Source organism: [Borrelia] tanukii (assembly GCF_030439725.2).
GTDB lineage: Bacteria > Spirochaetota > Spirochaetia > Borreliales > Borreliaceae > Borreliella > Borreliella tanukii.
Window position 1 is genome coordinate 41,903 of sequence record NZ_CP124033.1, and the last position, 11,247, is coordinate 53,149.

An 11,247-nucleotide genomic window follows, 5' to 3' on the forward strand; every position below is an offset into this window, starting at 1 on the left:
CCTTCCTTTTGGATCGCAAACCAATATTACTGAATTGGGGCAAGAATATTGGTAGTTGTATTTACTAAATTTAAAATTAAATTGTGAATATCTGCGAATTGAGCTTTTGAATTTTTTGATTTTACGTTGTCATATAATTTTGAAGTATCAGTTTGTAATTCTGGATTAGTATTGTAGTCATTAATAATGTCATCTACATCTTTTAGCCATTTGTCTTTAAGTGTTAAAAGTTTATTGAAATCATAAAAGAGTGCTTTCAAATTAGCTTTGTTTAGTTGTTCTAGTTTGTTTTTTACATTTAATATTTTTGAGCTGATTTCTTCCATTGCTAATTGAATGCTAAATCCTCTGTTTATGAGAGTCTCTTTAACTAAGCTTTTGTAGTTTGGATCTTGGCTGAGTTTTGATAAAATTTTCCCAAGATTTAAAATTACGTTTTCGTTGAAATGTAAAGATGTGTAAAGTATTCTTCTTTCATTTAGATATTCGTTTTCGTCAAAAGTCACTGTGGAGCCCGCATTGAAGAATATTTTACTAAATATTTCTGTTTTCATTCCAAATTGGTCATCAGTTTCACCCTTGTTAGAATCAATTTCACTTATTTGAATAATATCTTCAGATCTTTCTAATATTTTTTTTATTAACTCCTTAGACTCAGGATCTACTATTATTTGCTTTAAAGCATTGGCATTGCTAGGTTTTTGTGATGCTGCTGAATTTGAGGGTTTTTTATTATTGCCGGCTGTGGTTTTTGGTGGAGTTTTTAGAGTATTAATAGCAACAATCAGATTGTCAACTGTCGGGTTGTCATTTTTAGAGTTTTTAGACGTTTTTTTAACGCGTAATGAGTTATTTTCGTTTTTAATTGTTTTTGTCTTTGCTTTTTTACTTTGTTTCTTTTCGCTACTGTCTTTGACCTCTAGTGAGCAAGAAAGCAAACTTAGCACAGTTAATATATGCAATAAAAATATTGCAATTAATTTATTCTTTTTCAAAATGTTATCCTTCAATAAAAATTTTAAGTAATTAATATTAATTAATAATTTTAATTACTCAATTAATAACTTTAATTCAAAATTATTGTTGTACAAAAAAATTCGAAAAAAAAGAGAGCTTGCGCTCTTCTTTGATTAAATTATTGTAAAATAGTTTATTTTTGTTTTTTAAATAAACTATTTAAATTCTGTTATTCTAAGGTATAGATCAAGAACAGTCTGGCGAGCATTTTCCATTTTATCTAAATACCTGTTTTGAATGTATTGTGCTAAAGATTGAGGGTCTTTTAGGCTCGCATTAGAGTTTACATTAGCAATAAGAGTGTCGATGTTTTTTGACCATTCTTTTCTTTCAGTTAATATTTCATTAAGCTTTGAGCTAAGCTCTTGTATCTTAATGTCAAAATTAAAGCTATCAATTTTATTATTTAAGTGCTCTTGGATAAAGAGATCAATTTTTTTCTCTATTTCTTCTAGCACAAGCTCGAAAGAAATTTGTATTCCAAGTCCTGATATTATTAATGATCTGATTAGGTTGTGATTTTGATTCTGGGTGTAAAGAATTTCCATTATTGATCCGAATTTTTCGGTTTTCAGTTGATCAAAATCCAGAATCGCATAAAATTTATTTCTTTCATTTTCCGCTTCTGGTGTGTTAGAGTTAAGCTGTGGAGCGTAACTTCGATCATAAACTGAAGTGTTTGAAATAACATCCAGTAGATCAAATGCAGAATCTTTCATTTTAAATTGATCGGAAGTTTCTCTAAATCCATTGTTGTTTTTTATTTTGTTCCTTTCATCAGAAATTGTTCTTAGAAGGTTATTTTTTAATGTTTGAGAATTAGTGCTAAGAGATGCTTGAACAAAAGGTTGAGAAGCTTGTGTGTAAATTTCGGGAAAATTGCTGTTTTGCGAGTTACTAAAGTTTGTTTGGCTTGTTGATTGACTTAAATCGTAACTAAAGGTGAATTTTGGTTTTGCAGGTCTTTGAATTCTTTTGCTTGGGGTTTTTGTGCTTACTTTTGTACTTTTAGGCACATTTTTAACTGTTTGAGTAGGTGCTGGTGGTGCTATTTGTTTTGGCTGCGGCGGTGTGCCTGCTACTTTTGTTTGTACATTTTTTAGATTTCCTTGAGATGGATTTGCCAGGCTTGCTAAGTTTGCCAGGTTTGCTTGACTCGCTTGATTTGCTTGATTTGCTTGATGTTGTAAAATTTGCGGTTGTTTGTCTTTTGCTACTTGTGTTTGTTTTTGCAGCCCCGCTGCTTTATTGGTGCTTGTTTTGTTTTGCGCAGCATTTGAATTTGTATTAATACTTACTGTTGCTTGGTCATTAGTTGCGCTGTTAAGAAGTTCTTCTACTTTGTTTTTATAGTCTTCGTTTAGATGAGCATCAACTGTACAAGAAAATAAAAGCAAAGCCATGAACTTTGAATACATTAATGATTTAATTTTCAAGATATTATTCCTCGATTTCTTTTTAATGAATTTTAATAATTAAAATTAATTAAAATTTAAAATTAATTACTAATTAATAAAAACTTAGTTCAAATTAAAAAATAATCAATAAATATAAAAAAAAGAGCAAACGGTTTTTGCTCTTTTTGTATCTTTTACAAGTTTTCTTGCAAGTCTCTTCCAATTTCTATCATTAAATCGTAAATTTCGCTTGATTCCGGCTTTAATATATTTTCATAGGTTGTTCTTAAGTAAGCTTCTAATTCTTCGCTATTGTTTTGAAGATTTTCATTATCATTGTAAGTGATAATAATCTTGTCTATATTTTTGATCCATTGTTGTTGCATTCCCATGATTTTATTGATTTTATTTTTCACATCCTTTAATTTTTCTTTGTTATTAAAGTTAATAAGATCATCTTTTCTTTTATTTATGTCAAGAATAGCAATTTCTAGTGGATTTTGAATAAAAATTGAGCCCCTGTCGATTATTAATTTAATAAAATTTACAAGTTCAAGCTTTCGTGCTATATCCTTTTGTATTTCTAGAGCTTTATGAAGAATATCTATTAAGTTTGTAATTCTTATTTTATTGTACTCAAGAGATGAATAAAACTGCCTTCTGTAATCTTTGGAAAGTTCATCTCTTTTTTGAATAAGATCAAAAATGGTTTTTATATTATCAAAATCCAATTCTTCTTCTTTTTTGTCGATTTCTATTTTTTCTACTATGGGCTTGATTGTTTTCTCTATTTTCTCGACAAGCTCTTGTTTTGAGCCTAAATTACATGAACACAAAAGTAACGTTATTGTCACTAGCGTAGTAAACGCTAATTTGTATTTTTTCAAAATATTCTCCTTTTATAAAAATGTAATAATGCGATACAAAATAATTTCTAGTACATATTACAAATGTATATCAAATTATTTAAAGTTTAAATTTAAACTTTTATAAAATTAAAAGAAATTGTGTTTTAGTTTAGATTTAGATTAAGTGAATAAAAAAAAAGAAGAATTAACTTCTCTTTCTAAAAAATATCAAATTAACACATTATTTGTTTTGTTTGGGTTAGTGACGAATGGAATTGGGAGCATGTGTAAAATTAAGGTCTTTGTATTTTTCATGCATGTATTTTGCTAGGTTGTTAACATTGGTTTTAATGTTGTCAACATTGTTGTTGTAATCGTCAATAGTTTTATTTAAGAGTATTATAAAGCTTTCTTTTAGCCTTAATACGGATAATCCAGGCATTGATAACTCTGTGAAGCCTTCTTCTTTTATTGATTTTAAATCTCTTTCTAGTTTTAGTTGAATATCCATTGCTATGTGATAAAGGAAATTTTTAACTATAATGTTGTGGTGTGAATTTTCATTAAGTTTTTCAAGAATTTCTTTTAATATCTTTACTTTTTCTGCGTTGTAATTTAAAGATGAGTAAATCATTCTTTTTATTGCTAGGCGTTGATTTTCGGAAATAGTAGCATAGTCGGCATTAATTTGAAAAGTTTTTAAGAAATCAGATTCTGTAGCAATTTTAGCTATTTGCATATCTTCATAGGTTTTTTCAGCTTCCAGATGCTTTTTAATTATTTCTAATTTTGAGGCTGTATTTTCTTGAGATTTTTCAAGTTCAAGTTTGAGCTCTTGATATCTTTGATATGAATATCCAAGATCTTCAGATTCACTAGATTCATTTTTAAAACCTTGGATGTTGATTTCTTCCAGATTAATTTCATTAAAGGGTGCACATGAGTTGCAAATTAAAGTTAATATCGTTGTAATGATATTAAGCTTAATTAGATTTAGTTTGGTTTTTGTCAAGATACTCTCCTTGTGAGTGAAAATCAGTAATTACTAATTCTAGTGCAAAACAGCATTATAACTATCTTATTTTATTGATCAAATAATATTAGCTTTATTTAATCTTAAAAGACATTGTGTTTTGGTTTAGATTTAGATTAAGTGAATAAAAAAAAAGAGAAGAATTAACTTCTCTTTTGAAAAAAAATATCAAGTGCAATAATTAATTTTTTGTTTAGATTAATAGATGGGCTTTAAAGAATTCCCATCTTTGTATTTTTCATTCATGTAGTTTGCAAGTTTATCAACATCGGTTTTAATGTTGTCAGCATTATTATTGTAATCGGCAATAGTTTTGTTTAAGTCTTTTGCAAAGCTTTGTTTTGTATTTAAGTCATGTTCTGTGAACCTTAGTAGCTTTTCGGATTCTTCTTCTTCTTCTTCATTTGGAGCGCTTAATTTATTTTTTATTGATTTTAAATCATCTTCTAGGATAAGCTGAATACCCGGTGCGATGATATAAAGAAAATTTCTAATAATTTCTTTGTATTCAGGCTCGTTATTAAGTTTTTCAAGAATTTCTTTTAATATTGCTATTCTTTGCGTTTTGTAATTTAAAGATGAGTAAATTATTCTTTTTATTTTCATTCGATTATCTTTGCGAATATTATCATAGTGATAGATTTTAAAATTATCTAGGAAATCATATTGTGCAATTTTAGCTATTTGCGCATCTTCTTCCCTTTGTTCATCTTCCAGATACTTTTTAATTATTTCTAATTTTGAGGCTGTATTTCCTTGATGTTTTTCAAGTTCAAGCTTGAAATCTTGATATTTTTGATTTGAATATTCTAGATCTTCAGACTTACTAGATTCATTGTCAAAATTTTGGTTGTTTTCTTTTGGATTAGTGTGGTTGTTTGGTTTGGGAATGACTGTATTATCAGGTGCACATGAGATAAAAATTAAAGTTAATATCGCCGTAATGATATTAAGCTTAATTATATTTAGTTTAGTTTTTGTCAAAATACTCTCCCTATTAATTAAAATCAATATTTATTAATTCTAATACAAAGCAATAATATAACTATATTAGTCTATATGTCAACTAATATTAGTTTTTATTTGACATTAAAAGGCATTGTTGTTTTCAGCTTAACTTTAGATTAAGCGACTAAAAAAAGAGAAGTTAGATTATTAATAGATGGGCTTTAAAGAATCAAGGTCTTTGTAGTTTTCATCCATATGGTCTGATAATGCTTTTAAGTTGTTTTTAATGTTTCCAGAATTTTTATTGTAAGCTTCAAGAGTTGCGCTTAAAGCTTTTGCAAAGCTTTGTTTAAGCTTTAAGTCAGATTCTGCTTGCATTAGCAATTCGGATTCTTTTTGGGGTAGAGTGTGTGAGTTGTTTCGTATTGCTTCTTTTATTAATATCAAATCCAAGCTTAGTTGGGATTGAATACTCAGTGATATTTGATAAATGAATTTTTTAGCTACAGGCTTGTGTTCAGGAATTATGTTAAGTTTGTCAAGAATTTCTTTCAATGTCGCTATTTTTTGTTTTTCGTAATTTAAAGATGAGTAAATCATCCTTTTTATTTCTATTTCTTCATATTCGGAAAGTTCATCATAGTGATCCGCTTTAAAAACACCTAGGAAATTAAAATACGCAGTATCAATTTTAGCTATTTCTATATTTTCTTTTTCTTTTTGAGCTTCCAGGCTATTAGCAATTATTTCTAATTTTGAGGCTGTAGTTCCTTTAGGTTTTTGATTTGAAGGTTTTAGATCTTCAGACTTACTAGATTCATTTTCAAAATTTTGGTTATTTTCTTTTGAATTAGTGTGGTTGTTTGGTTTGGGAATGACTGTATTATCGGATGCACATGAGATGAAAATTAAAGTTAATATCGCCGTAATGATATTAAGCTTAATTATATTTATTTTAGTTTTTGTCAAAATACTTTCCTTATTAATTAGAATCAATATCTATTAATTCTAATACAAGGGCAATAATATAACTATATTGTTTTTAATGTCAACTAATATTAGTTTTTATTTGACATTAAAAGATTAAATTTTTATTGTGCGTTTTTAGGCTTTTGATTTGATTTTGTAATATTTAATCCTTTAATAATGCATGCACCGCGTTTATGTTAGCTAATAGTGTTTTCTGCAATTGTTATTTGTGCATTTCGCTGCTGTATGGGTGGGTTTTTAATAATTTCTTCAATTAGTTGATGGTGTTCTTGCTGGTGTTGTTTGTAAAGTTGTGTGAGTATTTTTCCAAAGTTTACAATTCTTGTTGTATTGTAATCCAGAGAAGAGTAGAATAGACGTCTTTCATCTTTTTTTGAGTCTGAGTTGAGTTTTGCAGGCTTAAGTGCAGTTGTATGAATAAGCTACAAGAGTACAACAAAAAAAGTGCTGCAATGACAATATTAGTTAATATTAAACCATTTGTTTTCAAAATATTCTCCTTTTATAAAAACGCAATAATGCAATACAAAATAATTTTTAGTACATATTACAAATGTATCTCAAATTATTTAAAGTTTAAATTTAAACTTTTATAAAATTAAAAGACATTGTTTTTTAATTTAGATTTAGATTAAGTGAATAAAAAAAAAAGAGAAGAATTAACTTCTCTTTTAAAAAAAATATCAAGTGCAACGTATTTTTTTTAATTCTAGATTAATGATTTTTTTAAAAATCATGGTTTGGAGGAAATTGCTTACTTATGTAGTTTGCTAGTTTATCGACATCGTTTTTAATTTCGCCAAAATTCCTGTTGTAATCGTTAATAGCCTTGTTTAGGACTCTCCCAAATTTGTCTTTTTTCCTTAATTCATTTCTTATAAATTCTAGCAGCTTTTCGGATTCGCTTTGGTCTGGAAGAGGTAATTTTTCTAATAAATACTTGTCTAGTTGGAGTTGAATACCCAGTGCTATTCCATAAAGTAATTCTGTAATCACTTTTTTGTGATGGGAATTTTTATTAAGTTTTTCAAGAATTTCGTTTAATGTTTTTATTCTTGTTGTGTTGTAATATAAAGATGAATAAATCATTCTTTTCATTGCTAGCAGGTCTTCTTCGAAAGTAGCATAACCGGAATTGGTAGTAAAAGTCTTTGGGAAATCAGATTGTATACCAAGTTTAGCTATTTCTGCATCAACTTTAGCTATTCCTGCATCTTCTTGCCCCTTTTGCTTTTCCAGATGATTTTTAATTGCTCTTAATTGTGAGGCTGTATTTCCTTTAGATTTTTCAATTTCAAACTTGAGATCCTCATATGCTTGATATGAATGTCCGATGTCTTCAGATTCACTAGATCTGTCTTTAAAACGTTGGTCAATTTTTTCCAGATCGGTGTCATTGTTTAGGTCGGGATTGATTTGATTGTCAGGTGCACATGAGATGAAGATTAAAGTTAATATCGCTGTAATGATATTAAGCTTAATTATATTTAGTTTAGTGGTTTTCAAAATACTCTCCTTATAAAATTAAAATCAATAGTTATTAACTTTAATACAAACTAATATAGTTACTACATTATAACTATTATTAAATAATAATGCCATTTAATATTAAAAACAACTTTTTTAGAAATTTTTTTTATTTTGCAATGTTTTTATTCCACATACACAATAATTAGTAGTGTATGTGGTCACAACAGGCTTTTAGCGGTGTTTCAATATCTTTTAAAATTCGCATACTTTCATTTGGATTAAATTTATGCTCGTATCCATTTTTTATGAATTCTGCTAGGACTATTCCATCAGATCTAATTCCCGCATATTTGTCATAGTCACCAATAATGTTTTCTACGGTTGAGATCCAAGCATTTCGTTCTTGTATTAGTTTTTCAAAATTTTCTTGAACATCTTTTACTGTTTTTGTTTTAAAATTGAACATTAAGCGTCTTTGCTCGTCTTTAGTTAAAAGATTAATAGCTTTTTCAAACGATTCTTGAATTTTGAATCCTGTCCAAAAAATTAATCCAATAACCCTGTAATGGTCGCCATTTGAACTTGATGTTTGCGCAAGGATTGTGATTAATTTTTTGATTTTATTTTCATCATAATTGAGAGATGAATAAAACAATCTTCTAAAGAGGTTGTTTGTTAATATTAGGTCAATATTGATGTCTTTTTTTTCTGGGATTGTGTTTTTGTTTATTCCAAATTGATCAATAGGTTCAATTTTTTGAGTATCTGTATTTATTTTTTGAGAAAATGTTTCAATATTTGGTCCAATTTTATTAATCAATTTTTCATTTTCATTAAATCTTTGTGTAATTTTTTTTATTACATTTTCCTTTTCATTTTTTGAGAGCTCTTTTTGTCCCGAGTTTAAAATCTTTTCAAGATTTGCTGCTTTCTCAGTGCTAGATTTGTTAATTTCAATGTGGTTTGATTGTAATTCACTTGTTGCTTCTGTGTTGTTTGATTTAGAATAAAAAGAACATGAGGCCAGTAAAGTTATTTTAAATAGCTTTAATATTTTATAAATTTTTCTTTTTTTCAAGACGTAATCCTTTAAAAAATTTAATCATTGTGTTATTTGGCAAGCTCAATATTTCTAATATAAATATATTTCAATTTGTTTAATTTTCAATGTTTGTTTTATTTATTTAAAATAAAAGATAATAAATTAATTGTTTAAAATATTTTTTTTAAAAAAAAAAAGATTAAAATTTTTCGTGCAGGTTTTAACTTGTTCTTAATGCAATCAACACTGATGTTAATGTTGTATTTGCAAGTATGTTAATTTTAAAAATTTTTGTTATTAGCTTTATTTTTGCTGATAATTGCAGTATATTTTTCATGTGTTATTTTATAATAATAAGTTTAACGATTATAAAATAACACCGTTCTCCCCATTTAATGCAAAATTTAAGTTTAATGATCTTTATTAAAAGTCCTTATTTTTAGAAATCATTTTTAATTAAAAAAGTTAATTAAATGTTTTTGTATAAATATGTATTGATTCTAATTTAGTTATGTTTTAAAATATTTAAAATAAATTATTTTAATTAAGGAGAATTAACAATGAAAATATTTGGTAATTTAATAATTAATGGATTATTGTTTGGATTTGTAAATTTAAATGTGTTTGCAGATTCTAACAATGTAAATATTCTTCAATCTCAATCCAATGTTTTAGAACAACCAGAGCAAAAAGATGGCAAAAAATTAGATAAAAAAGATCAAGTTAATCAAGCTTTAGATATTATTAATAAGGTGACAGAGGATGTTTCTAGTAAATTAGAGGAAGTTAGAGAGTCATCTCTTGAGTTGGTAGAATCGAATGATGCGGGGGTAGTTAAAAAGTTTGTGGGTTCAATGTCTTTGATGTCAGATGTTGCTAAGGGCGCTGTTGTTGCATCAGAAGAGGCAACAATTGTAGCTAAGTTTTCAGGAATGGTTGCCGAGGATGCAAATAGGGTTGTTGAAATGTCCAAAAGAGCCGTTCAAGAAACCCAAAAAGCTGTTTCTGTTGCAGGCGAAGCAATGGTTTTAATAGAGAAGCAAATAATGTCAAATAAATCTCCAAATAATAAGGAATTGGAATTGACAAAAGAAGAATTTGCTAAAGTAGAACAAGTTAAAGATGTTTTAATGGTTTCTGAAAGGGCTTTAGATGAAACAGTTCAAGAGGCTCAAAAAGTTCTCAACACCGTTAATGGCTTTAATCCATCAAATAAGGATCAAGCAGTAGCAAAAAAGATGTTGCAAGGGCTATTTCTAATGTTGTTAAGGTAGCTCAAGGTGCAAGAGATCTTACAAAAGTAATGACCATTTCTTTGTATATGAGATAGTTGATTATATAGATTTATAAATTATTAAAGGTTAAAGGAAAAGGTTTGAGGCTAATTATATTAGCTTCTGCCTTTTTTATTTTTATTTCGCTAAGATCAAATTAAGCTCCCCATTAAGGCTGTTTTTATGATATAATACTTTCATTCTAAATATTTACATTCTTAAAAAGTTAATAAATTTATCCTTAAGCAAGGAGTATCAATTTTTGAATAAAGAATACAAAGTTTTGGACAATGGGTTTTTAAAGCTTATTGATTTTATGGGAGATGATAAGAGAATAGTTGAGGCCGCAAGGATTTCTTATCGAGGAGACAGCGTTAAAAGGAAAGATGAGGAACTTATTGATTATTTAATAAGAAATGGACACACAAGTCCATTGGAGCAGGTTGTTTTCACATTTCATGTTAAAGCTCCAATATTTATTGCAAGGCAATGGATGAGGCACAGAACCGCAAGGATTAATGAAGTTTCTGGATGCTACAGTTTGGCAAGAGAGGAATTTTATGTTCCTTTAGAAGAAGACTTGGAGTGCCAAATTTCTAGCAATAGTCAACCTAAAAGAGAGTTTAAGTCTTTGGAAAAAAGTTTCTCAGACAAAATAAAGCATCATCAACAACATTCTTATGGGCTTTATCAAGATATGATCAATTCTAATATTCCAAAAGAACTTTCAAGGATAGTTTTGCCCTTAAGTTTATATACCGAATGGTATTGGCAAATTGATTTAAATAATCTTTTCAATTTTATTAAATTGAGATTAGCTTTAGACAGTCCAAAAGAAATTAATGAAAATTCGCCAAAAGAAATGCGCAAATATGCTAAAGCATTGGTAAGCATAGTAAAAGAAATTGTCCCCGCCGCTTTTAACAGTTTTGAGAATCATTGTTTAAGAGGGAAGAGATTTTCTCATGAAGAGATAATAGCAATTGCTAATGCTTTGGATTTAAATAAGCTTAATATGGATGATAAAAAATTGAACTTATTAAAAGATAAGCTAGGAATTTTTTGATTTTTTATAGTGTTTAGTTCTGATATTTAATAAATATCAGAACTAAACTTTAAAATTTACGGCCAAAAATTAATTTTTAGGATAAAGCTTGATTTTTAAAAGATACTGATACTATACAACCTTTAATTGAGTATTTGCTATTATACTAATAAATACTTAATT

10 protein-coding genes and 1 pseudogene are annotated in these 11,247 nt (G+C 27.7%); 2 read left to right on the forward strand and 9 right to left on the reverse strand.

Going from position 1 to position 11,247, the window contains the following annotated elements:
• Window positions 1-26: 26 nt before the first annotated feature.
• The 9 genes from QIA27_RS00465 to QIA27_RS00505 form a co-directional block, all read right to left on the reverse strand.
• Window positions 27-995 carry a complement regulator-acquiring protein gene (locus tag QIA27_RS00465; protein ID WP_301353301.1) on the reverse strand — a complete coding sequence of 323 codons (969 nt, stop codon included), beginning with the start codon at window positions 993-995 and terminating at the stop codon, window positions 27-29.
• A gap of 177 nt (window positions 996-1,172) precedes the next feature.
• A complete protein-coding gene (locus QIA27_RS00470) occupies window positions 1,173-2,453 on the reverse strand; it encodes a complement regulator-acquiring protein (RefSeq protein WP_301403413.1) in 1,281 nt (426 codons plus the stop codon).
• A gap of 155 nt (window positions 2,454-2,608) precedes the next feature.
• Window positions 2,609-3,301 carry a complement regulator-acquiring protein gene (locus tag QIA27_RS00475; RefSeq protein WP_301386156.1) on the reverse strand — a complete coding sequence of 231 codons (693 nt, stop codon included), beginning with the start codon at window positions 3,299-3,301 and terminating at the stop codon, window positions 2,609-2,611.
• A 220-nt stretch (window positions 3,302-3,521) separates the two neighbouring features.
• Window positions 3,522-4,274 carry a complement regulator-acquiring protein gene (locus QIA27_RS00480; RefSeq protein ID WP_301403414.1) on the reverse strand — a complete coding sequence of 251 codons (753 nt, stop codon included), beginning with the start codon at window positions 4,272-4,274 and terminating at the stop codon, window positions 3,522-3,524.
• A gap of 219 nt (window positions 4,275-4,493) precedes the next feature.
• Window positions 4,494-5,279: a complement regulator-acquiring protein gene (locus QIA27_RS00485; RefSeq protein ID WP_301403415.1), complete on the reverse strand. Its 786-nt coding sequence runs from the start codon at window positions 5,277-5,279 to the stop codon at window positions 4,494-4,496.
• 171 nt (window positions 5,280-5,450) lie between these two features.
• On the reverse strand, window positions 5,451-6,212 hold the full coding sequence (locus QIA27_RS00490) for a complement regulator-acquiring protein (protein WP_301403416.1): 762 nt from the start codon (window positions 6,210-6,212) through the stop codon (window positions 5,451-5,453).
• Window positions 6,213-6,409: 197 nt separating this feature from the next.
• Window positions 6,410-6,652, reverse strand: coding sequence for a complement regulator-acquiring protein (locus QIA27_RS00495; RefSeq protein WP_363325295.1), 243 nt, complete (start codon window positions 6,650-6,652; stop codon window positions 6,410-6,412).
• A gap of 307 nt (window positions 6,653-6,959) precedes the next feature.
• Window positions 6,960-7,739 (reverse strand): complement regulator-acquiring protein, encoded by a 780-nt coding sequence (locus QIA27_RS00500; RefSeq protein ID WP_301353303.1) that lies wholly within the window; start codon window positions 7,737-7,739, stop codon window positions 6,960-6,962.
• A 166-nt stretch (window positions 7,740-7,905) separates the two neighbouring features.
• Window positions 7,906-8,781 (reverse strand): complement regulator-acquiring protein, encoded by an 876-nt coding sequence (locus QIA27_RS00505; RefSeq protein WP_301403417.1) that lies wholly within the window; start codon window positions 8,779-8,781, stop codon window positions 7,906-7,908.
• A 524-nt stretch (window positions 8,782-9,305) separates the two neighbouring features.
• Between QIA27_RS00505 and QIA27_RS00510 the strand changes: the two are divergent.
• Window positions 9,306-10,075, forward strand: a pseudogene (locus QIA27_RS00510) (OMS28 family porin).
• Between the two features lie 206 nt (window positions 10,076-10,281).
• A complete protein-coding gene (gene thyX, locus QIA27_RS00515) occupies window positions 10,282-11,085 on the forward strand; it encodes an FAD-dependent thymidylate synthase (RefSeq protein ID WP_301403418.1) in 804 nt (267 codons plus the stop codon).
• The last annotated feature ends 162 nt before the right edge of the window (window positions 11,086-11,247 follow it).